The 26,847-nt window shown below is 61.6% G+C and carries 18 protein-coding genes; 9 read left to right on the forward strand and 9 right to left on the reverse strand.

Annotated features, from left to right (window positions below; translation table 11 throughout):
• Positions 1–65: 65 nt before the first annotated feature.
• From JT360_RS16085 to JT360_RS16110, 6 genes are all read left to right on the forward strand, one after another.
• Positions 66–968, forward strand: coding sequence for a GNAT family N-acetyltransferase (locus JT360_RS16085; protein ID WP_214472633.1), 903 nt, complete (start codon positions 66–68; stop codon positions 966–968).
• A gap of 176 nt (positions 969–1,144) precedes the next feature.
• Positions 1,145–1,549 (forward strand): cbb3-type cytochrome c oxidase subunit I, encoded by a 405-nt coding sequence (locus JT360_RS16090; RefSeq protein ID WP_214472634.1) that lies wholly within the window; start codon positions 1,145–1,147, stop codon positions 1,547–1,549.
• Positions 1,550–2,352: 803 nt separating this feature from the next.
• Positions 2,353–4,905 (forward strand): caspase family protein, encoded by a 2,553-nt coding sequence (locus JT360_RS16095; protein WP_214472635.1) that lies wholly within the window; start codon positions 2,353–2,355, stop codon positions 4,903–4,905.
• A gap of 95 nt (positions 4,906–5,000) precedes the next feature.
• Positions 5,001–5,237 carry a hypothetical protein gene (locus JT360_RS16100; RefSeq protein ID WP_250888840.1) on the forward strand — a complete coding sequence of 79 codons (237 nt, stop codon included), beginning with the start codon at positions 5,001–5,003 and terminating at the stop codon, positions 5,235–5,237.
• A gap of 208 nt (positions 5,238–5,445) precedes the next feature.
• A complete protein-coding gene (locus tag JT360_RS16105; RefSeq protein ID WP_214472636.1) occupies positions 5,446–6,546 on the forward strand; it encodes an OmpA family protein in 1,101 nt (366 codons plus the stop codon).
• A gap of 7 nt (positions 6,547–6,553) precedes the next feature.
• Positions 6,554–7,798, forward strand: a complete 1,245-nt coding sequence (locus tag JT360_RS16110) for a caspase family protein (protein ID WP_352127587.1) — start codon at positions 6,554–6,556, stop codon at positions 7,796–7,798.
• Between the two features lie 149 nt (positions 7,799–7,947).
• Here the strand turns inward: JT360_RS16110 and JT360_RS16115 are convergent, their stop codons facing one another.
• Complete coding sequence (locus tag JT360_RS16115) at positions 7,948–8,523, reverse strand: DUF6931 family protein (protein WP_214472637.1); 576 nt, start codon at positions 8,521–8,523, stop codon at positions 7,948–7,950.
• Between the two features lie 188 nt (positions 8,524–8,711).
• Between JT360_RS16115 and JT360_RS16120 the strand changes: the two genes are divergently transcribed.
• A complete protein-coding gene (locus tag JT360_RS16120; protein ID WP_214472718.1) occupies positions 8,712–9,248 on the forward strand; it encodes an OmpA family protein in 537 nt (178 codons plus the stop codon).
• Positions 9,249–9,261: 13 nt separating this feature from the next.
• Here the strand turns inward: JT360_RS16120 and JT360_RS16125 are convergent, their stop codons facing one another.
• From JT360_RS16125 to tagH, 8 genes are all read right to left on the reverse strand, one after another.
• The gene (locus JT360_RS16125; RefSeq protein ID WP_214472639.1) at positions 9,262–10,863 is read right to left on the reverse strand and encodes a caspase family protein; all 1,602 of its coding nucleotides are present in this window, start codon (positions 10,861–10,863) and stop codon (positions 9,262–9,264) included.
• Positions 10,864–11,060: 197 nt separating this feature from the next.
• A complete protein-coding gene (locus tag JT360_RS16130; protein WP_214472641.1) occupies positions 11,061–13,388 on the reverse strand; it encodes a M23 family metallopeptidase in 2,328 nt (775 codons plus the stop codon).
• A complete protein-coding gene (locus JT360_RS16135) occupies positions 13,385–13,795 on the reverse strand; it encodes a DUF1036 domain-containing protein (RefSeq protein WP_214472719.1) in 411 nt (136 codons plus the stop codon). Before JT360_RS16135 ends, JT360_RS16130 begins: the two co-directional genes overlap by 4 nt.
• Before the next feature lie 108 nt (positions 13,796–13,903).
• The gene (locus tag JT360_RS16140; RefSeq protein ID WP_214472642.1) at positions 13,904–16,468 is read right to left on the reverse strand and encodes a serine/threonine-protein kinase; all 2,565 of its coding nucleotides are present in this window, start codon (positions 16,466–16,468) and stop codon (positions 13,904–13,906) included.
• 5 nt (positions 16,469–16,473) lie between these two features.
• On the reverse strand, positions 16,474–17,247 hold the full coding sequence (locus JT360_RS16145; protein ID WP_214472643.1) for a PP2C family protein-serine/threonine phosphatase: 774 nt from the start codon (positions 17,245–17,247) through the stop codon (positions 16,474–16,476).
• Between the two features lie 159 nt (positions 17,248–17,406).
• Positions 17,407–20,970 carry a type VI secretion system membrane subunit TssM gene (gene tssM / locus JT360_RS16150; RefSeq protein WP_214472644.1) on the reverse strand — a complete coding sequence of 1,188 codons (3,564 nt, stop codon included), beginning with the start codon at positions 20,968–20,970 and terminating at the stop codon, positions 17,407–17,409.
• Between the two features lie 22 nt (positions 20,971–20,992).
• Positions 20,993–22,501, reverse strand: coding sequence for a type VI secretion system protein TssL, long form (gene tssL / locus JT360_RS16155; RefSeq protein ID WP_214472645.1), 1,509 nt, complete (start codon positions 22,499–22,501; stop codon positions 20,993–20,995).
• A gap of 300 nt (positions 22,502–22,801) precedes the next feature.
• Positions 22,802–23,857 carry a type VI secretion system-associated FHA domain protein TagH gene (gene tagH, locus JT360_RS16160; protein ID WP_214472646.1) on the reverse strand — a complete coding sequence of 352 codons (1,056 nt, stop codon included), beginning with the start codon at positions 23,855–23,857 and terminating at the stop codon, positions 22,802–22,804.
• A gap of 225 nt (positions 23,858–24,082) precedes the next feature.
• Between tagH and JT360_RS16165 the strand changes: the two genes are divergently transcribed.
• Positions 24,083–26,407 carry a type VI secretion system Vgr family protein gene (locus tag JT360_RS16165; RefSeq protein WP_214472647.1) on the forward strand — a complete coding sequence of 775 codons (2,325 nt, stop codon included), beginning with the start codon at positions 24,083–24,085 and terminating at the stop codon, positions 26,405–26,407.
• Position 26,408: 1 nt separating this feature from the next.
• Positions 26,409–26,843: a DUF6484 domain-containing protein gene (locus JT360_RS16170; protein ID WP_214472648.1), complete on the forward strand. Its 435-nt coding sequence runs from the start codon at positions 26,409–26,411 to the stop codon at positions 26,841–26,843.
• The last annotated feature ends 4 nt before the right edge of the window (positions 26,844–26,847 follow it).

The raw sequence follows: 26,847 nt of genomic DNA on the forward strand, positions 1-26,847 counted from the left end.
AGCGTTGGCGAGCAGAGGCCGCTGCAGCGTGTCGCCCCTCAATTTGCGGGTAATCTTTCAGAGGCATGGAATTGAAGCCGTCCGGAAGCTTGAAAATCGATGCCTTCTCGATGCGCATCGGCGACATCGATGGCGTCGAGCTGGACCGGTTGCACGCGCTCTCCCTGTCCGTGGGATGGCCGCATCGGGCCGAAGACTGGCAATTCCTGCGTGAATCGGGACATGGGTTCGTGGCGCTTGATGAAATCGGCCGGGTTCTCGGTTCGGCCATGTGGTTCGCGCATGGCGCCGATTTCGCGACCGTGGGCATGGTTATAACCTCGCCGCGACTCCAGACGCTGGGGGCGGGCCAATGGCTGATGAAGCAGGTCTTCGAGAGGGTCGTCGGGCGCGATCTGCGGCTCAATGCAACCCGGGCGGCAAGGCGGCTCTATCTCTCGCTCGACTTTCAGCCGGAGAAGACCGTTTATCAATGCCAGGGCATTGCCCGCGCGCAGACGACGGGTGGATCGACGGTGACGCGAGGAGATATCCGGGCTCTGGATGCAAGAGATATTCCCTCGGTAATCGAGCTCGACGCGATGGGATTTGGCGTCAGGAGGGCGGCGCTCATCGAAAAGCTCTTCGCGCACTCGGCCGGTTATGGTCTTTTCAAGGGTGACACGCTGAACGCGTTCGCGCTCTGTCGGCCGTTCGGGCGGGGGCATGTCGTGGGGCCGGTCGTGGCGGAAAGCGACGCGGACGCCATGGCGGTCGTGCGGCCGCACGTGGCCGACCATTCGGGATCTTTCCTTAGGGTCGATACCCACATGGACAATGGCGAATTCGCCGCCTTTCTGGCGCACAGCGGAATGCCGGTCTTTGACACGGTATTGACCATGTCGATGGGCAAACGCCTCACCGATTTTGCGGTCGACGGTGCAGCTACATCGGTAACCTATGCTCTCGCCAGTCAAACTCTCGGATAGGTCAGCCGAGGACGAAACCCTGCCACCGTGAGCGGCCGGGATTTTAATTTGGATTGGCATTTCTTTTTTAGGAAACTCTAATATCATTCCTGATGATGACCGCTGAATCGCTGACGCTTGGCAGAAGCAAAGAAGGGTCAGCGTTGAAATCGGCATTTTTTTGAGGGGGAAGTGTCATGCCCAAGGTTTCAGATCTTTTCTTCAAGACAGCTGTCGTGTGGCTCATCCTGGGGATCGCCGCAGGCTTGCAAATGGCCATATCGGGCGATCATGGTGCCTTTCCGGCACATGCTCATATCAATCTGCTCGGGTGGGTGACCAGCGCGATATTCGGTGGGTACTACGCCCTTAACCCGGCTAAGGCAGAGCGGAAAATCGCACTGATCCACTACGGCCTCTACAACCTCGGGCTGGTGATCATGCTGCCGGCGCTGTATCTGATGCTGCATGGAGGCAACACGGCCGTTGAGCCAATCGTCGCCGTCGGTTCGCTGATTGTGGCTGCTGCCGTTCTGGCATTTGCGTTCGTGGTTTTCTCCAGCGCGAGCGTGCGGTCGGCGTTGTCGCCAGCGACTCGCTGAATCGACGAAAGCCGTCCAACGAAATGAGCCCGCCCGCCCATGAGGCGGCGGTCCTCTGCTCAACGCAACCAAGATCGCCGTTCTGCGTTGTGGACCGTTCCACTGGAGCGCGATGGATGGATCCGGCAACTGCTGTGGCGATGGTTTTGCTCCATTGCAGCCCAGGCGCGGCTACTGTCTGCAAACCGGTTTCCACGCCACCAGCCATGTTTACATCGGTCGACGAATGCCGGAACGCGTTGGCTGACAGACTGGCAGGCGCTCCAAACGGGGACCTCATCGGGCGTTGCCGTCCAGTCGACCTCACCGTCACAGATTCCCTTCCTGCCGGGTATAGGACGGTTGTCGTCACCCGGGGTGTAGGGGTCGACGCTGTGAGCAGTCGTTACATCGTGCAGCACAAGGACTGAATATCGCCACCGTGGGAATAGATCAGCGTTGAGTTCCACCTCGCTAGTGAGGAGCACTGCAAGGGCCCATTGCCCGCATGTGCGGGGTGACGCTTCATGTCATGCAAACAGGCGAGTAAGCCGTAGGGACCCCGGTGTCTTCAGCGCATCCGTCGCTGGATCGAGCTTGGCGGTTGCTTCGGATCCGGTGAGGCACGCCGGTGCTGGTCGACACTCATTGCGGATGGTTCGGCTCTGAGGTAATTTAGACCTTGATCGGACGGGGAAGGTGCCTGCTGTCGCGACCCCTTTCACTCTGTTGCTGTCTCGGCGGATTGTGAGTTCTTCAACAGACTTGATACCGCAATCTGGGGAGCTTGTGGTCGTCAGGTAGTGGCGGTTGAGGCAGTTGCCATGCTCCGACTTTGCGGATTGATCGCGTTTTTCCTCGTAACGGCTTTTACGACCTTCGACGCGTCGGCCGATCGACGGGTCGCACTGGTGATCGGCAATTCCCAGTACCGGGAAATCCCTGCTCTCAAGAATCCCGACAAGGATGCCGAGGACGTATCCAAGACGTTTCGGATGGCCGGCTTCGACGTGTTCGTCGCCAAGGATCTCACAAAACTGCAGTTCGAGGAGCAGTTCCGCAGCTACCTCGCGGCGGCGGACGGCGCCGATCTGTCGGTCGTCTACTATTCAGGTCATGGCTTTCAGATTGGTGGCGAGAATTTCCTGATCCCCGTGGATGCCTCGCTGAAGAACGCCGCCGACATAGAGGTCCAGGCGGTCAAGCTCGACGATGTCCTGCTGCAATTGCGCGCCAAATCGAAGATCCAGGTGATCATCCTCGATGCCTGTCGCAACAATCCGTTTCCGCGCAAGGATTATTGGCTGAGGGACCAGCTGATCACGGCGGGCAATACCGGCCTCGCGCAGGTCAAGAGCTCGCTGAACACATTGATTGCCTTTGCCACCGAACCAGGGGCGGTCGCCTATGATGGAGCGGGAGACCTCAGCCCGTTTTCATCCGCATTCTCTCGTCGGGCACTGGCGCCGAACCAGGAGATACGCACGGTCATGGCCGCGGTGCGCCGCGATGTGGTCGAGGCCACCGACGGCAAGCAGGTTCCCTGGGAAAATTCGTCTCTCATCGATGAGGTTGTCCTGATGCGCCGCGCCAGCCGGCCTTCGCTGCCGCCGGTTCTGGAGAAGGTTGTGCCGTCCGGTGTCGGGCCTGTTGCCCTGGACCTGCCGGAACCCGTCGATGTCGATGGCGGGTCGATCACCGTCAGCATCGAAAGGCCGCCTGCGCTCGGACGCCTGCTGCTGGACGGCAAGGCTGTCTCGGTGGGCGGACAGATCGAGGGCAAGGACCTGCCGCGCCTGAAGATGGAGGTGCCCAAGGGCGTCGGTGCGGCCGAAGAGGTGGACATGCTGGCCTACGCCACGCATGACAATTGGGGTGGCGAAGCCCAGGGCATCATGGTTTTCCGCGTCAAGGACGGCCAGGGCGCCCAAGGCGAACAGATTGTGGCCTCGCTGGAGACCGAGCAGAAGCAGCAGGTGCTGGAGCGGGGCATCCATATCACCGGCGCCGCCGAGGCGATCGAAAACCGCGAGATCAGCGTTCCGGTCGGTGTCGGTCCGGTTCCGCTGAAGCTGGACTTCCCGACAAAGGATCCAGCGGTCAGCCTGAAACTCGCGAGCTATCCGGCAACGGGAACCCTGTCCCTCCCGGATCGTACCCTGTCGCCCGAGTCGAGCCTGATGGCGGATGAGGTTGACCAGCTACGTTACGAACCCCAGATCGGTACTGCCCAGCCGGTCGAGGTCGGTTTCGAGATCCGGGCCGCCAGCAGCTCATCATCCAAGCCCGCCACCATGAAGCTTTCGCCAAGCGTTGATCCTTGCGATCAGGCAGCCGGCGAGCCTCTCGACCTGCAAGGCGTCGTCCCCGGCCTGCTCCCGAACGAAATCGGCGCCGAGGCCGTGAACGCCTGCGAGGCAGCGGTGAAGGCCTATCCCGATGTCGCCCGCTTCCGCTACGAACTCGGGCGCGCGCTGCTTGCGGCCGGCAAGGTCGACCAGGCAAAGAAAGCCATCCAGGCGGCAGCCGACAAAGGTCACGTTCGCGCCGTGTTCGAGCTCGGCTACCTCAATGCGACCGGAACGGGAATGCCCGCCGACCGCAAGCAGGCCAATACCTTCTATGCGATGGCGTCGGACAAGGGCGATCCTTACGGGATGACGTCATGGGGTCGCGCCTTGTTCAACGGCTATGGCGTCGAGCGCGACACCGGCAAGGGACTGGACCTGCTGCTCAAGGCGGCAGCTATGGGTCATACCTACGCCATGAACGATCTCGCCGCGATCTTCACGGAGGGCCGCAACGGCGTACCCGCCGATCCGGCCCGCGCCGTGGCCTTCCTGAAAGCTGGCGTAGAGCGGCAGGACATGTATTCGATGAACCTGCTCGGCCGCAACTACCTGGCCGGCGTCGGCGTCGAGAAGAATCCCGGGCAGGCGCAGGGGCTCTTCCAGAAGGCCATGGATCTCGGCCAGCCTTACGCTCCGGGCAGCCTCGCCCGCATGTACCGGGACGGCGTGGGCGTGGAGCAAAACCTCGCCGAAGCGCAAAGACTGTTCGAACTGGCCACGGCGCGCGGTGATCAGTCTGGCGCTTATGATCGTGCGGCTCTCGAAATGGAGAAGGGCGACAACGCCGACCAGGCGACAGCGGTGCGTTATCTGGCCTTCGCGGTCGCACTTGATCTTCGCAAGGAATTGCCGGGCGCCCAGACGACGCTGACAAAATTCGGAGTGAAGGTGAAAACGGCGGCGCTCAAGCAATTGCGCGGAGAACTCAAGGCTAAGATTCCGGCGAACGGCTCGCTGGACGACCAACTGGTCAACGCGGCCAGAGCGGTCTGGGAGCAGGCCAATCCGCGTCGGGACTTGTTTTGATCAACAAGGAGGCAATGGTGGGCAGGGCAGTGAAGCAGGCATTGATTGCGACAATTCTATCCGGTGCTCTGGCGGCGCTCACGGGCTGCATGTCCATGACGCCCAAGACTGAGCCAACGCTGACGACGACGAAGCACAGGCCAAAGCTGGTTCGCACGACGACCTCGCCAAAGATCGGCCAGCAGAAGAAGGTCATCGCCAAGAGGGCGGTCAAGCCGGTTGACGAAACCGCACCTGTTGTCGTTCCACCGTTGGGCGGTGGCAATAGCGGCACCGGCGGCACCGGCGGGAGCGGCGGCACTGGTGGCGGGGGTACTGGCGGCTGGGGATGAGCGCTCAATAGCCAGGCAAGGTCTTCGCGGCGCAGTGCGTTGACTTCGGTGCCTGTTGCCATGGATCGCCCGCATCGTTTGGCATGCCAATTCCGTAACCCAGGCCTCGACCGGAAGACTGACCGCAACTGCTCGCCAACCAGTCGCAAGTGCTTTATGCTCCGGCTTGGTGTCGGTATCGATACGGCTGTCCTGGGCAGGGGGTTCGATGTTCGAAGTCGTCGCATTCTGGTGGAAAACTGGGCTTAGAGGCCTCACCACAAAGGCTCTCGGCGTGATCGTAGCGCTATCCGGCCTGCTGTTGCTCGGATCGCAAGCCGTCAGCGCCGCGCCGAATTGGACGCTCGATCCCACCGCTTCTGTGATCACCTATCAGTCGGTCAAGAAGAACACGATCGTCGAGACCAACAAGATCAGGAACATCACCGGCACGCTTAGCTCGGTGGGTGACGCCAAGGTCACGTTCGACCTCAATTCGGTCGATACCGGCGTTGACCTGCGCAATGTCCGCATGCGCTTCCTGTTCTTCGAGACATTCAAATACCCGACGGCCGAGCTGACGGCGAAGGTGGATCCTGCGGCGTTCGCCGATCTGGCGACAAAGCGCAGGGTGAAGGCAACCTTGCCGTTCCGCCTCAGCCTGCACGGCGTCGACAAGGACCTCGAGGCCAGCGTCGTGGTCACCATGATCAGCGACAACATGGTGTCGGTCGCTTCGGAAGCTCCGGTCGCTGTCCATGTGGAGGATTTTGGCTTGCTGCCGAACGTCGACAAGCTCCAGCAGGCCGCCAATGTCACCAACATCGTGCCCACCGCGTCGGTGTCGTTCGATTTCGTCTTCACCGCCGACGGCAGCAAGCCGGCCGCCGCCCAGACCGTCGCGGCGAGTCCAGCCGATGTCGGGCCTGTTGCCACCGATGCCGCCAAGGCGAACTTCAGCGACGAGGAATGCCTGAACCGGTTCGCCGTGCTCTCACGCACCGGGGCCATTTACTTCCGGCCGGCCAGCGCGCGGCTCGATGCGAAGAGCCGGCCGCTGCTTGAGGAGGTCGAAGGTGTCGTCGGCAAATGCCCGAGCCTCAAGGTAGAGGTTTCCGGCCACACCGATTCCGACGGGTCGCCGGACGCGAACAAGCTGCTGTCGGAGCGGCGGGCCCAGGCGGTTGCCGACGCCATCGTGGCCGCCGGCATTCCTCGCACGCAGATCACGGCGACCGGCTATGGCGAGGAGCGGCCGGTTGCCGCCAACGACACGCCAAAGAACAAGGCGCTCAATCGGCGGATCGAGTTTTCCGCCACCAAGCTCTGAGGTTGCGGTGAAGTGCCATCTGATCGCCGGTTGCGGTGGCCTCTTTCGCGCCGCCGGCCTCGCCGCGCTCTCCTTGCTTTTGACTTTGACGGCCGCCAGTGCCGAGCGCCGCGTAGCACTTGTCCTCGGCAACGCCCAGTACCAGCACGCAGCGCCTCTCGCCAATCCGGTGCGCGACGCCCAGGCCATGGCCGAACGCTTGAAGAAGCTCGATTTCGAGGTGGTTTCCGGCTTCGACCTGACCAAGCCGCAGACGCAGGCGACGATCGCCCAGTTCGCAAAACAGGTGCGTGGTGCCGATATCGCGCTGTTCTTCTACGCCGGCCACGGCTTGCAGGTCTCGGGAAAGAACTACCTGCTTCCGGTCGACGCGGCGCTGGAGGACGAGACTTCTCTCGACTTCGAGGCTGTTTCGATGGACTTCATTCTGCGCCAGATGTCGCGCGAGACCAGCATCAGGCTGGTGTTTCTCGACGCGTGCCGCGACAATCCCCTCGCGGAGGTGCTGGCCAAGACCGCGGGCGTCAACGGCGCGAGCAGCGGCCTGGCCGAGATCCCGATAGAGAATGGTGGCGCCGGCACGCTCGTCGCCTTCGCCGCCAGCCCCAATCAACTCGCCTATGACGGGTCGGGTGAGCATTCGCCGTTCACCGCAGCGTTGCTTCAGAATATCGGCGCGTCCAACGTCTCCATCACCGAGGCGATGAACAGGGTCACCAGCGACGTCTTCAAGGCAACCGGCGGCAAGCAACGCCCCTGGATCAATGTTTCACTGACCACGGACGTCGTCCTGCACAGGGTCGATCTCAACGCGCCATTGATCGTGGGCGAGGCAAACACACCCCGGACCGAAGGCGGCTCCGATGCGCGCAACACCGGGGCGGCAGGTGCATCAGGCCAAACTGACGACCAGCTTGCGCTCGATGTGCTGCGCCAGAGAATCCCCAAGCTGGCATCGGATGCCCCGATCCTTTTTGACCGTCCGATCGACTTCGGCGATGCGGCAATCGACGGCAAGAGCATCGCCGAATTGATCAAGGGCAAGCCCCTGTTCAGCCCGGTGGAGGGATTGGACAAGTCGGTCTGGGAGGGCAAGCACTGCGACGGCTGCCATGAATGGAACGAGGCCCGGTTGTGCGATCAGGCGAAGAATTTCGCCGCCAACGATGTCTCTGTTTTGCGCCTGCAGCATCCGCTTGGAACCCGCTTCAAGGTGGCGCTTGCCAAATGGGCGCAAGGCGGCTGCAAATAGGGGAGGAAGGGTGATGGCATCCATCCGATTTCTGCCGGGATGCCGGCTCTATCTCTCAGTTTGACGCAATTCCCAAGGGAAAGCGCTACGCGCTTTTCCCGGGAAGACCGTTTCACACTTTTTCTGGAATTGCTCTAACTGGAATTGCTCTAATATGCATCCGCCGATTGGCCCAGTGCCTCGATCTCGGCCATCTGGATGCCCATTTCGACAAAGGCCGAAAGCACGGAAAACCGGTCCGTGAGTGCGACACGGGCCAGTCCGGCCAGAATCCCGGCATTGACCGCATGGGCAGCTGGAAATGGCAAGCCCGATACCATCGTCGCCGTTACAGCCGAACCATTGTCCCGCCATCCCGCGGCCAGCGCAATCCAGCCGGCCGGCGTTGTTGGCGGTGTCGCCGCGGCTGCGCTGACGGCTGCCCGGTGACGGGGGCTGTCCGGTTCGCCCACCCAGTCGCGAACGAGCGCGAGCAACTGGAGATCGGTCTCATCGAACAGGTCGCTCAGGTGGCTTAGGCATTCATGCGCCCACCAGACCGCGGCTCTCTCGGGAAGCAAATAGGCACAGAAGGTGATCGCTTCCTCGGGAACGTGCCCGGCGAGGAGGTCGCGGCAAAACGCGATCGAGTGTTGATCGGTTGGAAAGGTTCTCATGTCCCGGGCAATAGCGGGACAACCCATGAAAAGATCCCGTGCCGTTTTGAATCGGAGCCCATTGGCCATGATCGCAACGCCTTCATCGAGAAGCTCTGGCCACTCAAGCCTCAGGCGCGGCGCGGGTCAAGTCTCAACTGGTGACGCGGCAACAACCGGCGGCACTATCGTGCTCCCAGCGTTTATCGACAGACAATTGCCTTGGATTTTGGTATGATCGATCATCGAAATCGGATGCTCAAACAGGAGTAACCGCTATGCGGTGGGGCAGTTCAGCCTTTGTGTTGGCGGTCGTGTTTTTCTCGACCCACGCTTCCGCCGACCCCGTTCAGAAATCAGAAGACATCGTGAAGTTTTTTGCTGGCGCTGCCGATCTCGGCAAGTCGCGAGGAATTTGTGTCGGCACCGAGGAAGAATGCAAAAGCAAGACCAAGGCAAAAGACGCGCCGGGAGAAAAATCCAGCCTCGATATGCGGATCAATTTCGGCCTGGATTCGGCCGCGCTCGACACCGTCGCGCGCGCCGAACTCGATGAGTTCGCCAAGGCGCTGAAGGACAGCCGGCTGAGCACGTTCAGCTTCGTCGTCGAGGGCTACACCGACGCCACCGGCACGGTGCACTACAATGAAGGCCTGTCACAACGGCGAGCGAAATCGGTGGCCGCTTTCCTGACGGCCAACGGTATCGAGCCTGCCCGCATCAACGCGATCGGCATGGGCGAAAAGAATCCACGCAGTCCCAACCCGTACGATCCGCTTAACCGCCGCGTGGAAATGCGGATAAAGACGCAGTAGCGCTTAGCTCTCACTATTTGAGCACGCCACCCACGGCCATGCCGGCGCCGAAGATCAGTGCGTTGGCGAGGAAGTTGTCCCGCGGCGGAGGATCGTCCTGCCGCACTATGATCTCGCGGTTGCGCCACCTCTGTTGTTTGCGGGGTTGCGCCACCGGCCTCAGCGTTCGGACTTTATGCGTCACCTGCTTTTTCGGCTGCGCCGCGTGGGCTTGATCGGCGGCATATCTGGCACGCACGGTTTCCATCATCGGATCTGTCTGGATCACGAGGAACGCCAGTTGCTCGCGCGTCAGATAGCTGGTTTGCGGCAGACCGTTCTTAGCTTGCCAGACGCCGATCGCCTGACGGGTCTGTTCGCCTATGGTCCCGTCGATGCGCCCAAGCTCGTTGCCCAACGCTTCGATCCGCAATTGCAGGTCGATGCGACCCTGGCGATCGAGACCGATCGAACGTTCCGTCAGCTCGGTGCCCGGCATCTGCTTCACCTCGTCCGGAACGCTGACCGTGGTGCGCACGGCAGATCCGGAACTGCCGTTCGCCTGGTCCGCAGCGAGTGCCGCGACCTGCCGATTTTGGGTTTTCGGCCCGTTCGATTCGTCGATGTTCAGCCGTGCCACGGTGGCGAAGCGACCGTTCGGAAACTGGTCGAGATAGGCCTGGTAGAACGGAACGGAATTGTGCTTCGATGCCTCATCCCAAAGGCGTTGCTCGACTTCCCACGAAGGAGGATCACTGGCAACTGGGGTGGGAGCGGATGCCGCCGCGGCGTTTGAAGCGTCGGTCACGGGATTTGCAGCAGGCGCCGCTGCCGCGACGGATTTTCCCAGGAATACCTCGCGTCCCAGCGATGCGTTATGCCAGGGCCTCTGGCGGCCTTGCGTGGTTTCGGTCACTTCGCCGCGCACGCGTGTCAGCGCGCTCTGGATTTCGACGCCGGGTTCTGTCAGATGCCTGGCGAGCGCCGTTGAGTAGGGACTGTCGATCCCGTCGCCGTCGAAAGCGATGGCGCCCGGATCCGTTGCATAGGCAATCAGCAGGCCGCCAGTGCCGGCACCGTCCGATCTTGCTTCGACTGGTGCCAGACCGGCGCCCAACGAAGTGGAGCGGCTTTTCGGCAGTGAGGCCGCCAGCGTCCTTGCCAGCGGATTGTCGCGGCAGGCGTCGAGGATGATGACGCCAATCGCCGGGTCGGGCGGTAACGCAGCCATGAAGTCGTCGATCTGAATGGTCCGGGTCTTGAGATAGGCCGGCGACGTCAAATCGGCGTCGACCGGTATCAGGTAGTTCTTGCCGTCGACCTGCATGCCATGACCGGCATAGAAAATGACCGCGAGGTCCGCGTCGTAGGATTGCTCGGTGAACCGGCTGATGAGGCTGTGCATGCCTGCATTGTCCTGGTCGACCCCTTCGATCACCTCGAACCCGGCATTGCGCAGCGTCGATGCGATGAGGTGGGCATCGTTGGCGGGGTTGGGCAAGGCAACCGCATGGACATATTTGCTGTTGCCGATCACCAGCGCGACGCGCTTGGCGTCAGGTGCCGCGGCCCCGGCGCCGAAGGCGGCAAGGAAAAACAGCGCAGTTCCGCTCAGAAAAACCGCCAACGCTTTCATGGACCATTCCCTCCATCCACCAGTGTGCAGTGTTGATGTCTGCGCAGCTGGATTTCGTCAGCGACTGGGTCGCTTGTGCCAAAAATAGCTCCTGAAGGTATGTGATCTTGACCGCGGTTTTGGTTCACAAAGGGCCCGAAAAAAGCTGCCTATGGCAACACCAAAGGGCTGAAAGACTGATGCCGCCACGGCTCGGTTTAAAGCGTAGTCTGAATCGAGCTTATCAGGGCGGCGACGGCTTGCTTGTATTTTTCGAACTCCGGCGACGTCTGGCGGATCTCCGTTGTCGTTGTCTGCGGGCTGGCATCGGTGGCCACACGGATAAGTTTCTGGCCCATTTTTCTTTCGGCCCAGTCCACCACATAGCTGGCTGTTTTGCCGGTGAGAAACGGGTTGGCCTGGATCACGGGCGACCCCAGCACGGCGCTCAGTAGCGCCGAACCTGGCGCCGACAGCACTTGATGCGCGCCTTCCATTCCCAGGAAATGACAGAGATAGAGCCGGCCTGCCGTGATCTCGTGACCGCGTGCGCGAAGATAGGCCTCGCCTTCGCGCGCCAGATTGCGCACCATCTCACGCGAGATCGTGGCGTCGTAACGCAGAGCGAGCAGGTCGGCGGTCGACAGCGTGCGTGCAAGTTCCGGGCGGTAGGTATTCATCATCCTGATCCAGGTCTTCGTTATGAACTGGCCGGCGCCGGTGGCTGAAGAATTGGGGTTCTTGGCGCGAGCGCTGCCGCCACTTTCGACATGAACGATACGCTCGGTCAGCGTTTCGACAGCGGAATCCGTCGAAGCGACCGCAGTGACCGTACCCAGGGGGTCGATCGCCTCGCCATTCTGATAGAGCTCAAAATGCAGGTGCGGCCCGGTCGAAAGGCCGGTGGTGCCGATGTAGCCGATGATGTCGCCGGCTTTCACCTTGGTGCCGACACCAGCCTCGATTGCAAACTTCTGCATATGCGCATAGCGCGTTTCGCGCCCGTTTCCGTGCGAAATCTTCACCAAATTGCCGTAGCTCCCGCCATCGCCCTGGAAGGTGATCTCGCCGTCGAACGCCGCCGCGATCGGCGTGCCCACGGGAGCTGCCCAGTCGACGCCCTTGTGGATGCGAACGGTTCCCAGAATTGGATGCTTGCGTGGCCCGAAGGTGGAGGTCATGACCCCGTTGACCGGCGTGACCATGCCGTTGGTGACTGTCAGCGAGCGGACCTGATCGTCACCTGTAACGCATGCAAACTGGCCGTCGCTCTGCTGGAAGACGAAACAGTCGAGGCTTTTCTCGGTGCCCTGCACGCCCACATACAGCACTCGCCCGGCACCCTCGTCCTTGCCGCGCGGCGTCTGCGAATAGATCAGCACAAGGCGCTGGTCCTCGCTTGCAAAAGCGTCCAGATCCTGTCCTCTCGACAGATACATGATCGCCTCGCCGATCACACCCGTCGGAACATTGTTGCGGGCCGCCGTCGAGTAGATCGCGTCGAGCAGACGATACTGCCTTTTGTGCGTGCCTTCCTCCTGTGAGCCCGAATAGTTGAACAGATCTTCGCGGACCCAGGGATCGACACCTGACACGAAGGCGCCCGCGGCGTTGCGTGTCAGCGTGCCGACAAAAACATTCTTGGCGTAGATCGAGACCTGCATCAGGGACATTGTTGTCGTCTCGCGGTTCGGCCGGAATCCGCGCATCGCAACGACATAACCCGGCTCCAGGCCGTCCCGGTTGAAAAGCGCCTTCAGGGCTTCGCCCGCCAGCTTGGCGTCGTCGGCGGAGAAATGTGCATCGAGCGCGACGCTGTCGAGGCTGCGGTCGTTGAGGATCTTCACGAACGTGTCTTCGGTCGCTTCGAACCGCTGATATTCATTGGTGACGACCGCGACGCTCGTATTGTTTTCGATCTGGGTCTTCTGGAATGCGGGCAGCGCCGCGTCGCCGGCGTCGATCGTCTCCCCCCAGCCGGCTTCGGGATCGTCGGCGTCCGCCTGCGGGCCTGCCGCGGGGGCCTCGTTGGTGGCGGGCGATGGCTGAAGATCGTTCTGCAGATCGTTGGATGGCGCGGCGGCAGTCTTTCGTTGCGCCTGGAAGAATGCGAAATCCTCCTGCGTCGATGGTATCGTCGTCATGAATTTTTCGCTGGCGCTAAGCATGACGTCGGACAGAATCTCGATCTGGGGCGAAACGCCCGCCTGATCGAGTTCTGCCGGGCGCGGGACTGCCTGGCCTTTCGTCGCGGCGCCGACATCGGGCGCGAGGGTAATCCACATCGGGTCTCCGGCCAGGTCGATAATGGCAGGCACATAGACGGATGCATCGGCCGGCACGTCGTCCGCACCCTCGACCGCGTGCAGTTCCTCGTCTTCGTCGCCGAACGACCAATAGTCCGCGGTGAGGTAGAAACCGGCGGCGATGGAAAGCAGGACAAACACAGCGAGACCGGCAACAAGCCTGCGCCAAAGCCTTCGCCTGCGCAGGGCAGCGCGCGCCTGCTTTTTTTGCTTGAAGCTCGTGTCGATACTGTGCGTCACGGATTGCTTCCGGTCAGGAAGAAGGTCCACCGCACCTGTTCAAGCGTATCGACTTCGAGAAATTGCGCCGCGATATGACCGCGCTGCCAGCATTCGTCGATGCCACGGATCGAGAAACGTCGCCGCTCGATGCACATCTCGGTCGATCCGGTGAGGATCGCGTGGCCAAAGACGTCCGTCGCATAGATGTAGATGAAGCGGTTGGTCAGTTCGTCGCGGACGACGTTCACGCATTGATTCGCGCCGATGGTCCACCAGCCGTCGGTCTGGTCGGCATTGTCGACCTTCTGGCCGACCGCGAGATTGACGACGTCCAGTGTCTGGTTGCAAACCGTGAATTCGGCGCGCGCCTCGGTGGACGACAGCACGGCCAGCAGTGCCGCTCCTGCCATGACGGCAAGCTTCATGCGGCCTGTCAGGGCTGGCAAGGTTCGAACCGGATCACGCTGCTTTATCGGCAGGCCGGCGGACGAGTGGGGCAAACACGCGCGGCGGAGTTCCATCGGGCGCCCATGCTATCCGCCGAGCCGGAAATACTTGGCAGTGGCTGAAAATTGAGATCCGTTGGTCTCGATCTCTTCGAGAATCTTGGGCAGCAGCACCGAGGCTGGCGTCGGCGTCGAGAATGCAGCCGCCTGGATATCCTGAGGGCCCGTGATCACCATTATGATCTGCGGCACGGCCTTTCCAGCGGCCTTGTCCGCCGCGCCGAGACCAATCGGGATGCTGAAGGAAGCCTTGTCCGATTGTGCGACGATGCGGTCGTCGAGATTGAACACCATGCCTTTGTGATCGATCAGCAGCACGCTGGAGATGAGCCCGCCACGCGTCACCAGCGTGCCACTGATCGGCGTGCCGTTCGGCACCGATGTCCGGTCGAGAACCAGCTGCGGCTTGTCGGCCGCACTCTGTCCCAGAAAGCGCAGAAAATTGGTGACTTCGCATTGGCTTGGCTCAATGAGGCGGACGCTGATGTCCGGCTCGACATGGAACTTTGCCTGGAAATCGCCCAGCATCCTCTCGAATGGCTGGACCGCCGTGCCAAATCCTTCGATCGCGGCGGCTGTGTCGGTTGACGTCGTCATGGTCGCATAGAAACAATCGCCGCCGCCGAAGTCGCGAACCCAGGAGACGCGTTGCGCACTGTCGGCGACGACCGGGGGTATTGCTGGTTTGGGCACATTCAACGCGACACGTTGATCTGGCTGCTTGGCTGCCGGTGATACCGCCTTTTGACTCTCGTCGTTCGCGACATCCGTCGGGCTTGCCGTGGGTTTGGGCGCCGGCTCGGTCGCCTTGGGCGCTGTCGGCTGGCTGATCTGTGGCTCGGCCTTTTGGGTCCCCACAACCTCCGGCTGGGCCGGCGGCGTTGAGACCTTCTCCGCTGGCGGGGCTGGAGCGGTCGTGACAGGAGGCGGAGCTGGCGTTTGAACACCGCTGGCCATCTTGTCCGGCTGTATTGCCGGCGGTGCCTTTTCGGGCGGCTGCTGCGCATCGGTTGCGGATGGCTTCGGGAATTCCTTGGTTTGCGGGGGAGCAATGGGCTTCACCGGCTCCGGCGCTTGCACTGCCTTGGCATCTGCCTGGCTTCCGGCCAGCGGCGGGCTCGCCTCCGTTTGCGGCTGCACTTCCGTTGTTGGCGGCTTCGAGGGTTCCTCGGCGGGCTGTGCCGGCTGCGGCTTTTGAGCCGCCACGGCATCGGCCTGATTTTCAGGCGGCGGTTCGGCGGTCCCTGTTTGCGGCTGCGCGGGCAGAACCGCCTTTGCCGGCTCAGGAGCGTTCGCGACTTTGTCGGTTTGGGCCGGCTCTGACGTTTCCGGTGTAGGCTTTGATGGTTCGGGCGCGGAAAGCGACGTCTTACCGGCAATCGGCAGGGCAGGCGTCATGAAGCCGCTCAGGTACAGGCCGGCACCTGAGGCGACAGCCAATGTCGCCAGGGCAGCGATCGCGATGGTTCGGGTCTTTGCGGATTTTGCAGGCGCATCCGCCGCGCGCGCGCGGGGCGGGCCGGCGGCCGGCGAAGGCTGCGGTTGGGACAAATGCGCAGGCCGGACATGCGGGACGAAGCGCTGTTCGCCGGGACCTGTTGCCGTCGGCACCTTGTGCCCCGCGATATTGGAGGGCTGAGGCTGGGCCTTGGGGCCAGGCGCAAGGGTTTGCCCGGCTCGCTGCAAACCCGGCCGGTCGCGGGGGGTGATCGACGTCGGCGGCGTTGTCCCCTCGTCTTCGTCACGCGTCATCCTGGCGATGTCCGCCATGCTGACCGGCCGGTCTCCCGGATCCGGCTGCAGCATGGCTTCAACAATGCCACGAAAATCGTCGTCAATGCCGGAGAGATCAGGCACGGTCCGGCGCTTTTCGATGATCTCGAACTGGGATCCGCTCATATCGATTGGTTTTCCGCGCAGAGCGGCAGCCAGCACCAGGCCAAGGCTGTAGATGTCGGACTGCTCACTGACGTCGCCGCTGTACAGCCCGAGCTGCTCGGGTGAGACGTAGTTGTACTTTCCCGCGAATTTTCCGCCGATCAGCGTCTCCCCGCCTACGGTCGCCGATCGTGCGATACCGAAATCGATGATCTTCGCGCGGTCGACCCGGCCCCCCGGCAGGATGATATTGTCCGGCGAGAGGTCGCGATGGATTGCTCCGGCCTGATGCACGGCGCTCAGACCGGATGCGAGGCGATGGCAGAGCCTGCGAACCTCTTTCGTCGGCATCGGCCCACGTCGCATGATGTCGAACAACGACTCGCCGTCGACGAATTCCATTGCAAGGTAGGGACGGCCGATCCCGGGATCGATCGTGAACACGTGGTATCGCACGACCGCGTCATGCGACAGGTGATTGAGGATCGAGGCCTCCTTGCGGAACAAGGACAGGATTGTCTGATCGCGGGCAAACTCGGGCAGCACGATCTTGATCGCGACGTGGTCGCCGGTCTGGATGTTGTGGCCACGGTAGACCTCGCCCATGCCGCCGAACGCGATCCGCTCGTCAAGTTCGTAGATGCCGCTGAGCTGCGTGCCCACGGCGGTGTTGGCCAACTGAGGCGATATTCGCGTCTTGTCGTCGGCGCTCATCGACCTCAGCCCTCCGCTCTGGACAGATCAGGGTGCAGCGACTGTCCATTGCGTCTGTTCCCGATCTTCACCAGCACGATAGTCACGTTGTCTGTTCCACCCCGCGCCAGCACCGTTTCCAGCAGACTTTCGCACGCCGCCTGAGGTGTCGCCGATACCACCGCCGCCTCGATCTCCGCGTCGGTGACATGTGCCGTCAGCCCATCTGTGCTCAACACGAAAATGTCTCCCGGCATGAGTTCGCCTTGCTGGAAATCGATGACGAATTCGTCGCTGACGCCGACTGCATGCGTGATGACATTGCGGCGCGGCCAGGTGAGCGCCTCGGCTGCGCTGATCATGCCTTGGTCGAGCAGTTCCTGCACTTCGGTGTGATCCTTCGAAATCTGCGAGATCGAGGCGTTGCGGATCAGATAGACCCGGCTGTCACCCGCCCACAGGCAGGCAAACCGTCCGTCCATCGCCAACAGGGCGGCCACCGTTGAGCCGATGGTAATGCCACGTGACTCGGAGATACTGCGGATCTCGGCATTGGCCCGGCTCAGCCTGTCCTCGAAGCGCGCCCGCAGATCCGGAGCGGAGCTTGCGATACCTATCGTTGCCAGATGGTCGACAATGCTGGCTGAGGCGACCTCTCCGGCCTCATGCCCGCCCATTCCGTCGGCCACCACCCAAAGACCGGTTCGTGGCTCGAGCAGGTAGTTGTCCTCATTGTGCTCGCGGACACAGCCTTTGTGGCTCACGCCGAAACTGTCAACGGGAAGGGCGACATCGCTCAACTTGCCACCAAGCGCTTCTCAAGCGTCCTCTGCGGCGCACTCCCGGGCGCTCGCTCGCGCCACTTTGCCACAGGCTCGACCATTAAAGTATCGAAATTAAGGGATGGGCTCCTGAGGTTCATAGGAGGTGTCCAAGGATTGAAAAGCTCGAAGCGCATCTCAAAACGCCTTCGGACAGCTGAATCCGGAAAGTGCGGGAAGGAAGAAGGGGCTGGGGCCGGAGCCGGTCTGGATCGTATAGGTGACGTCGCGTCCGCCGATCACGAAGCGCGCCTCGACATTGCTGTCGTTGCCGGTGATGGTCGCCTTGTCCAGCAGCCGCTTCAGCGCCCACGGCCCTTCGAACTTGATGGTGGATTCTCGGCCTGGCATCTCCGGCGTCAGGCTCAGGCTGGCGGACCCGGAGGCGGTGCCGCTCGGCCAGGTCACGGTGCTTGGCGCGTTGCCCGCCTGGTTGCTTTGGACGGTCTGACCATCGATATCGAGCACCGCAGCATCGGCATCGCCATGCAGTGAGAACGGCGTGAAGGTAACGCTGACTAAGGGCACCGAACCGCCCTGGGGAAAAAAAGCACTGCGGATTTCGGCCGCCAGCTGGAAATCTTTCAGCGTCGACTTCGACAGGTCGCGCCCAAAGCGGGCATCCTGTTTCCAGCTCCAGTCCTGGCCGGTCATGTCGATCAGCGATGCGAGATGTTGCGCGAAGAACCGGTCCATCAGCCCGCCTGGGGCGAACAATCTCGCGAAATCCGCCATCGCAATGTCATCGGTGCCATTGCCGGCGAAAGGATAGTGGCCATTGACCGCCGCCTCGCAGGGAGCCGTGACCGCTTGGTCGAGCATCTGGTTCAAATTCGCCACCGAGGTCTCGGCGACGTTGCCTTCGAACTCGTCCGCCGTCGCATTGACCATTCTGGCGAGTTGCTTGGGCAGGCGCGAGACATTGGCACGGAGGGTGGCTATCTGGAGCTGCAGATTCGCATTGACGCGTTCCGTTTGCGAAGGCACGTCGGTCGCCAGTTGCAGGCTCTGGTAGATGTCCCGGAAATTCTGGGTCAAGGCATCGATCGGGCGGTGTCCGGCAGGACCACTCACCAAGGCCTGGAATGACCTGAACTGCGCTTCGATGTTGGCCCCGGGATTCTGGTTTTGCGCGTTCGCCGATCCTGTGCCGGCGCGGCTTTGCGACTTTCCGGTGGCGATTTGAATGCCGATGCGAGCCAGACCCTTGGCCATGTTCGTGGCATCCTGTGACTGGCCTTGAACCGCGCCGGTTCCATCCTCGGTGCCTGAGTCCTTGCCGGAAGCATTGTCCCGTGTCAGAGCGGTTTCGTCGGCGATCGCCGTAAACAGCTGTTCGATCGGTGAGGTTGGCGAGGCGACGGCGGAAAGCGCGAAATAGTGTGGCTTGTCTTTCAGCATCGCTTTGAGTTTCAACCCATCGAGAACGCTGTTCCACGCCGTTGCGAATTCCTTCCCATAGCGATCGAGCAGTTCGGGGCCGAGCTTGAGCAACTCCTGATCGATGCCGCCTTGTTCGCCGCCGCCGCCAAGGACCCACTGGTCGTCGACGAGCGTCTGCGCGATGCGTGAGAGTTGTCGGAGATAGAAATGGCTGAAGCCGGCATAAGTATAGAGGCCGGGAACACGAAGGCCCGACAGATCGCCGCCATCGGCGCGCTCGAACAGCAGCTGCGCTTCCGGGCCGCCCTTCACGGCAACAGAAAAATCATCCAGCGCTGCCGCGTATACCGCCGACTTGATCAACGCCGAGGCCCGGTCGGCAAGGCTCATCCGCCCGAGCGAGCGCTGAGCGGCTTCGACGAGCGGCTGGTTGAGTTCGAAGACCGGATCATATGCGTCATCCAAAGCAAGCATGGCGCGCAAGTGCTTTTCGAGCTGCTCGCGTCCTTCGCGGTTGTTTTCGCCTGGATACCGGTTTTGCTCCCAATCCTGTTTCATCCAGGAAATGATCAGCGCGTCCTCGACCTTCGGCGCCTTGCCGCCAAGCATCAGATAGATTTTCAGCGGTTCGTAGAGCGCGGCGGGATCGGCCATTTTGGCCTGGATCGTTCGCTCGGCCTGAACAAGCAGGCGCGATCGCAACATTCGTTCCAGCGCTTGCCTGTAAGCCGTCTTGGATGCCGACAGAAGTCTCTCCCGCTGGCTTAGGCCGAACGTCTCCTCGATTGGTGTCGGCACTTCACTGGTCCCGAACCCGGTCGGCAGATTGCGCAACTGGTCGAGCGGGCCGATGACGTTTTCGAGGTCGACATCGGTCACCTCGGTGCTTTTGAGCAGCGCGTCCGCCGTCTCGCGATACTGGCTCATGGCCTGCGTGGTGGAAGCGATCAGCGATCTGTTGGCTGTGAAGCTCAGGGCCAGGGTGCCGAGGGCCGCCGCGGCGATCAACGCGACGGCGCAAAGCCCCGCAAATCTGGCGATCGCCGCACGTCTTACAGCCGATTTGTCGTACGAGACCCATCCGGATTCAGCAAAAATGACGTTCGTCAGCAGATCATGCAAAAAGAAGCTTTTGCCGGTTCCGGACAGATGGGCGCGGGAATAGCTGCCGAAGCTGCGGCCTATCGCGCCCAGCACCTGATCGATGGGCGTTCCCTCTTGTGTGCCTGACGAGAAATAAAGCCCGCGCAGGCTGACATTCACCTGGCTGCGAGCCGGATCGAACAGGCTGGCGACAAAATTCGAAATTCGGCCTTTCAGCGCGCCAAACTGCGCCGGAAAGCCCAAGACCGATATGCGTGCGACCGGATCAGCCTCTTCCTGTAGACGGTCTGGCATCTCCTCCGCCAGGCGTCTTGCCAGTGCATCGAATTCGGCCGGGGCCTCGCCGGCCATGTTCTTGTTGCGATCCGCGGTCTGGAATGTCGCGCCCCAGACCTTGCGCCGGCGTGGCTCTTCAAAAGCGCCGAAATATTCCATGAATCCGGAAACCAAGTCGGCTTTGGTGAAAAGCAGATACACTGGAAACTGGATCTTCATCGTCTCGTAGATTTCCCGCAGACGACTGCGTATCTCGACGACGTGAGCGTCAAGCTGCTGATCGTCGAGGCTGATGAGATCAGCAAGGCTGATAGCCAGGATGACACCGTTTATCGGTTGCCGTGTGCGGTATCTCTTGAGCAGCGACAAGAAGGCGAGCCAGCTCTTCTTGTCGCTCTGGGCATTGGAATCCTGCGTCGTGTAGCGTCCCGCGGTGTCGATCACCACGGCCTCGTCGGTAAACCACCAGTCGCAGGAGCGGGTGCCTCCAACACCGGCGACTGGCTGGGCATCACCCGAACCAGCCAGCGGAAAATTCAGGCCCGAATTGACCAGCGCCGTCGTCTTGCCTGCGCCGGGCGGGCCGATGACGATGTACCAGGGGGTCTCATAAAGGAAATTGCGCTTGCCGCTCGACCGTTTGAGCGCAGCGATCGCCTCGTTCATGCGCGCCTCGAGCACCTGCGAGTCGTCATCCCTGTCGTCGTTGCGGGCAACGACCGTTTCGAGCGCCTTCTGCGCTTTGCGCATCTGCCAGAAACGCAATCCGTAGAAGAGCGCCACGATCGCCACGATCACACCGATGATCGTCGCGCGCAGCCAGACAGGTCCAAGAGGACGGGTATCGGCGAAGCGGATCAAAGGTCCGGCAAACCACACTGCCGTCGCAAAACCGGCCAGCGCGATCACGCTGAAAATCCGCAGCAGCCAACGCTTCATCGGCACTTCCAACGGGCCATGCTCACAATGTTTCCTCCTTGGCGATCATCACATCGACACGGCGGTTTTTGGCGCGGCCTTCCGGCGTCCTATTGTCGGCAATTGGTTCGTCCTCGCCCTTGCCGTCGACGGCCAGCCGCGAGGGATCGCTGAATTTCGGTGCCATCATTGTTTCGACAGCCTTCGCCCTGGCGACGGAAAGGTCGAAGTTGGACTTGAACAGGCTCGATTTTCGCGGCTTCACATTGTCCGTATGGCCGACGATCCTGATTGGTCCACGCTCGGGCTCCAGGGCCGCGGCGATATCGGCGGCGATGGGCTGGAATTCTGGCTTGGCTTCGGCTCTGCCGGACTGGAACAGCAGGAGATTGTTGATTTCGACCACGATGAAGTCGCCTTTGGAGCCGATGGTCAGGCCGCCGCCTTCGACTTCCTTGGCCAGTGCAGAGCGGATACGATCGATCTGTGTGGTTGTGGCGGCGGGTGGAGCGACTTTCGCCGGTTCCGCCAACGGCGCCACGCTGGCGCGCTCGATGGCGATCGGCGTCGATGGGTTGAGTGCCAGCAACTCACCGGCGGCGGCGTCGCCTTCATTGGTGATCAAGACCCGCAGCGCGAAGTATGCCGCTGTCAGCAGCGCCGACGCTGCTGCCGCAACCACCCAGAGCGGCAGGCGTACCGATGACTGTGTCATCGTCGCCGCCAGGCCCTGCCAGCGGGGCGAGATGTCATCGTCGGCGCGAGGTTTGAAATAACGAAGCGTTTCGTAGACGTCGCGGCGAACGCGTTCGAGATTGGTGTCTTCGCGTGTCAAGCCGCGATACTGGCCCTCGAACCCCAGAGACAGGCAGATGTGCATCAGTTCGAGCAGGTCGTAATGTGCCTCCGGGCTGGCCAGGGTCTTGTTCAGCGCTTCGAAGAAACCCGTGCCGTTGGGCTCGACGTGGAAGAACTGCGACAACATGCTGTGCTGCGCCCAAGCGTCTTTCCGCGGCCAGGGCAGGTTGCCGATCAGATCGTCGGCGGTCTCGCAGAGGACAAATTTCGCAATCCGCGCATCCTCTTCGGCAACGCCTGATTTCTCCAGTGCCCTGTCGAACCTATCAATCGCCTCAGTGACATGTTCGGCCAACGTTTCCGCTTGTCTCTCGACCGGGACAAGCCTGAGCTGGCCGAAAAGCATCAGCAACGGTGCGGCTGCGGCAAGGATCGGGTTTGCAGCGGAATATCTGACACTGTCGGTGACATTGAACAGGGTCTCCTGCCGCAGAGCCGATTTCGGCGTTGCCGCGGAAGCGCCGGCCGCCACGGCGGATGGAGTTCCTTGATACATCACTGTTCCGGATGTCCAGCCCGGCGGTTTATGCCGGCCAACGCCGGGATCGAACACTGTCGATTCCTTGATCTGTGGGGATTGCCCGCCCTCCGCGACGGGCTCCTGAGGGGCTGGCGCCGGTTTTCGCTCACGCCGTGGGGTGACGCGAATGACGGTCTTGCCCGCTGGGCCGAAAGGATCGTCCTTCGAGCTCATCGCCGATCGTCCGTCCACGCGCGGAGCCCGCGTCTGCGCCAGATGGGCGCAAAGCGGTTCGCGGTCAGGTAAAGCGAATGCAAACCCTGCATGCCAGGGCAGTGTCCGGAGGAAGGTCGGCTATATCTTACAATCCCGCCATAAGATGACATTTGCCGCAGACCCCCAGGTCGATCAGCCTTACCCGCTTAGCGAATTGTCGTATGTGATGGTAATCTCAGAAACTCTCGAATGGAACCGGATGCCTCGCACCGAAGAGGTTTTCTTCGTCGACTGCAGTGCGACGGCTCCCTTCAAAAGCTATTTTTGCTTGTCGGCCTTGGCATAGGCTTCGCTGAAATAGGCCAGGAATATATCCAGCATGCCGTTCTCATGGGCTTCCTCCATGGTTCGCCAGGTCGCAACAAAAGCGTCCCAGGCATGGCTCTTCTTCGACGAGAACGACGTCGGCGGAAGCTTTTTGCCGATCGCTTCGGGAGACAGGTCGTCAAGCAGCCGCGACAGCGCAGCTTGCATCGCGGCATAGGTGGCGAATTCGTGCGTCTTGAGATCGCGAAACGCATCTTCGATACTACGTCTCGCATCAAGATAGCCGGCTCGGCGCCGTGCGAACATGATTTCGAGGATGTCGTCGGTTCCTGGAACGAACTTCAGGGGATTGTTGTCGGCGGCGCTGATCATCGTTCGTTGCGTGCTCTTGGCCAGCATTTTCGCGGCCGCGCGCGCTTTCAGCAGCAAGGTCAGTTCCTCGACCACTGTCCGCAGGACCGCGCCGATTTCGGCGGCAACTTCACGCGGGTCGCGCGATTGAAGCAATTCCGGCGAGATGCCGGCCGCGATCGCGATCTCCCGCAGCACTTCGTCGCCGGTCGAGGGGAGAGGCGCGGGTTGCGACGGGAACGTCGGCGCTGAAACCCGCTGTCCGGACCGTTGCTCCGCAGGATCGAAGAAAGGCCCATCTCCGAATTCCAGCGACCGGCCTGCCACCGCCGGCATTTCCCGCTGTGTCGAACTGTGGCTGGGATGGCTTGCCGTGGCGCGCTCCTCGTCGATCGATACGAAGATGACATAACGGCCGATCAGCATCCGGTCGCCATGGCTCAGCCGATGCGGGCCGGTCATTCGCTGGTTTGATCCGTTGAGGTAGGTTCCATTGCGCGAGACATCGTGCAGCCAGAACACGCCGGCCTCGTATCGAACCTCGCAATGCCGGCCCGAGATGAACTTGTCGGGGTCCGGCAAGGTCCAGTCACTAGCATCGCGTCCGATTTCAAAGCTGCGATCCCGCGCTGCGTAGCCGGTCGGGATGCCGGCGGGCAGGGCGTCGACATTGTTGATTTGCAGACTGATGTACATCCAGGATCGCCGTCGAACGCTGATCGATACTCCACCATTCTAGCAGTTTGCGCGCACAACAGGACAGCAGCGTTTGGAGCTGACCTATCGGCAGGGGCCAAGGGCCAGTCACCGTGCGTCCTCTTTGGTCAGCAGGACTCATGTGGTAGGCTCAACATGGCCTTGTGCGGCGGGTCGAAAAAAGTTCCACCGCGCTGGCGGCCGCGTCCAGGAGGGGCACGACCCATGCCGAACGAACGTGCCACGGTTGTGCAGACACCCGTTGGCGCCGAACTGACCTTCACGCATCTTGTCGGCCGCGACGAGATCAGCCGTTGCTATGCCTATACGGTTGGGTTCGTCAGCCCCAGCTCCGACATTGATCCGCTGAAGATGCTGGGGGGCGTGGTTTCGGTCGAAGGGGAATCCGATCCGAAACGGTGGTTCAGCGGCCTGGTGTCCGAATTTCGCCTGACACGCATTGAGGACCGGCTGGCCTACTACGAAGCGGTCGTCAGGCCGTGGCTCTGGTTCCTCGGCAACACCACCGATTGCCGGATCTTTCAGAACATGACCGCTGTCGAGATCGTCGAAAAGATCTTCTCGAAATACGGTTCGGCGAAATTCGAGAAGCGGCTGCAAGGGTCGTATCCCTCGCGCGAATACTGTGTGCAGTACGACGAGAGCGACCTGGATTTCGCGCAGCGCTTGCTCGAGCACGAAGGCATCTTCTATTTCTTCGAGCACGATGAGGGCAAGCACACGCTCGTGCTGTGCGACGCGATGAGCAAGCTGAAGCCAGCGCCGGGCTACGAGAAGATACCTTATAATTTCGAGGGACATGGCTCGCGGCGCGACGTCGAATACATCACCGAATGGATTCCGGGGAGTTCGGTACGGCCGGGCGCTTATGCCCACACCGACTATGATTTCCAGAAGCCTGGCGCCGATCTGATGGCGAAGTCCGCCCAGCCGTTCAGTCACAAGGAAGCCTCCGGCGAGAATTATCGCCAGCCTGGGGCGCATCTCGATGTGGGGCGCGGCGACACCCTGGCCGGTATCCGGCGCGAGGAACTCCAGGCCGTGCACCAGCGCATCACTGCTGTCGGAACCGTGCGGGGTCTCCATTCCGGCTGTACTTTCAAGCTGGAAAGCTTTCCGCGCGATGACCAGAACCAGGAGTATCTGGTGGTCAGCGCCGAATACAGGTTGTTCGATCCGGGCTACAGAACCCAGAACGAAGTCCACAGCGAGAATTTCAAGGTCGTGCTGGCTGTCGCGCCGACTGCCTTGCCCTATCGTTCCCCGCGGATCACGGCGCGGCCGATCATGCGCGGGCCGCAGACGGCGACGGTGGTCGGCCCTTCAGGCGAGGAGATATTCACCGACAAATATGCCCGGGTGAAGGTGCAGTTCCACTGGGACCGCCTGGGCAAGAAGAACGAAAACAGTTCCTGCTTCGTCCGTGTCTCGCAGACCTGGGCCGGCAGCGGCTGGGGCTTCATCCAGATACCGCGCATTGGCCAGGAGGTGATCGTCGACTTCCTCGAAGGCGACCCTGACCTGCCGATCATCACCGGCAGGGTCTACAACGCCTCGCAGATGCCGCCTTACGGCTTACCGGGCAACGCAACGCAATCGGGCTGGAAATCCAACTCTTCGAAAGGCGGCGGCGGTTACAACGAGCTGATGTTCGAGGACAAGGCCGGCTCTGAACTGGTCAATTTCCAGGCGCAGAAAGACCACCACCTTCTGATCAAGCATGATCGCAAGAAGCTCGTCCAGCACGACCAGTCCGACCGCATCGATCACGACGCCAAGCATTCCGTCGGCCACAACCTCGACGAGGACGTTGGTAATAACAAGACGGTCAAGGTCGGCGTCGACCAGACCACGAACATCGGCTCGAACGATACCGAAACGGTGGGCAAGAACCGGTCCCTGACGGTGGGGTCCAACGAGACGATCAGTATTGGCTCGAACTCCACCGAAACCATTGGCGCCAATCACTCACAGACGGTCGCGATCGTCCAGACGGTAAGCGTCGGCGCGGCCCGGGTCGACTCGGTGGGCGCCACCGAGACCAGAACCGTGGGCGCGGCGCAGACCAACACCATCGGCGCAACACGCTCCGTCACTGTGGGCTCGGCACAGAGCCACGACATCGGCACTGCGGATAGCTGGAACGTGGGAGCGGCGCAAACGATCAATGTCGGAGCTGACCAGAGTGTCACCGTTGGCAGTGCCCAAACCTTCAGTGTCGGCGCGGCACGTAGCGCCAGCATTGCCGCCGACGACAGCACCGAAATCGGCGGCGGCCACGCACTCAAGGTCGGCAAGGGCAGCGGTATTCAAGTTGCCGAAGACAGTTCGATCAAGGTCGGCAAGAAGTTGATGATCGATGCCGGCGACGAGATCACGCTGATATGCGGCGACGCCTCCATCAACATGAAAAAGGATGGCACGATTTCCATCAAGGGCAAGGATATCCGCATCCAAGGCAGCGGCGATGTCCAGGTCAAAGCTGACGGCGACGTCAAGATCAAGGGTAGCAATGTCTTCAACAACTGAAATGATTGGACAAGACGGATCGGTCGAACGCATCGATGGTGTCGTTATCGGGCTGCTGATCGGCTTCGAGGATGGCGCGCCGCTCGTGGTGTTCGTCGGCAATCCCGGCGAGACGGCACTCAGGGCCCGTAGCCTGGCGAGGTTCGACTCCTCGGCGGTAGGCGCGGAGGTGGCGCTGCTCTTCGAAGGTGGCGATCCGGGCCGCCCGCTCGTCGTCGGACGTATTGTGGATCCTGCACGCCCGAGCGACCAAGTGCAGGTGGTTCGCGACGGCGAAACGGTGACGCTGAATGCCAAGGAGCGCATCGAACTGCGTTGCGGCCTGGCCTCCATCATTCTGGAGAAGAATGGCCGCATCTCGATACGCGGCAGTCAGCTGAGCAGCCAGGCAAGCGGCGTGAACCGCGTGCGGGGTGCGGCTGTTCACCTCAATTGAGAAC

This window comes from Mesorhizobium sp. dw_380, from assembly GCF_018588885.1.
Taxonomy (GTDB): domain Bacteria; phylum Pseudomonadota; class Alphaproteobacteria; order Rhizobiales; family Rhizobiaceae; genus Mesorhizobium.

Coding starts and splice junctions, on each gene's coding strand:
- tssM (WP_214472644.1), bottom strand. CDS start 20,970: ATGAAGCGTTGGCTGCTGCGGATTTTCAGCGTGATCGCGCTGGCCGGT.
- JT360_RS16090 (WP_214472634.1), top strand. CDS start 1,145: ATGCCCAAGGTTTCAGATCTTTTCTTCAAGACAGCTGTCGTGTGGCTC.
- JT360_RS16140 (WP_214472642.1), bottom strand. CDS start 16,468: ATGAGCGCCGACGACAAGACGCGAATATCGCCTCAGTTGGCCAACACC.
- JT360_RS16115 (WP_214472637.1), bottom strand. CDS start 8,523: ATGGCCAATGGGCTCCGATTCAAAACGGCACGGGATCTTTTCATGGGT.
- JT360_RS16165 (WP_214472647.1), top strand. CDS start 24,083: ATGCCGAACGAACGTGCCACGGTTGTGCAGACACCCGTTGGCGCCGAA.
- JT360_RS16120 (WP_214472718.1), top strand. CDS start 8,712: ATGCGGTGGGGCAGTTCAGCCTTTGTGTTGGCGGTCGTGTTTTTCTCG.
- tssL (WP_214472645.1), bottom strand. CDS start 22,501: ATGAGCTCGAAGGACGATCCTTTCGGCCCAGCGGGCAAGACCGTCATT.
- JT360_RS16125 (WP_214472639.1), bottom strand. CDS start 10,863: ATGAAAGCGTTGGCGGTTTTTCTGAGCGGAACTGCGCTGTTTTTCCTT.
- JT360_RS16105 (WP_214472636.1), top strand. CDS start 5,446: ATGTTCGAAGTCGTCGCATTCTGGTGGAAAACTGGGCTTAGAGGCCTC.
- JT360_RS16135 (WP_214472719.1), bottom strand. CDS start 13,795: ATGAAGCTTGCCGTCATGGCAGGAGCGGCACTGCTGGCCGTGCTGTCG.
- tagH (WP_214472646.1), bottom strand. CDS start 23,857: ATGTACATCAGTCTGCAAATCAACAATGTCGACGCCCTGCCCGCCGGC.
- JT360_RS16095 (WP_214472635.1), top strand. CDS start 2,353: ATGCTCCGACTTTGCGGATTGATCGCGTTTTTCCTCGTAACGGCTTTT.
- JT360_RS16100 (WP_250888840.1), top strand. CDS start 5,001: ATGACGCCCAAGACTGAGCCAACGCTGACGACGACGAAGCACAGGCCA.
- JT360_RS16085 (WP_214472633.1), top strand. CDS start 66: ATGGAATTGAAGCCGTCCGGAAGCTTGAAAATCGATGCCTTCTCGATG.
- JT360_RS16170 (WP_214472648.1), top strand. CDS start 26,409: ATGATTGGACAAGACGGATCGGTCGAACGCATCGATGGTGTCGTTATC.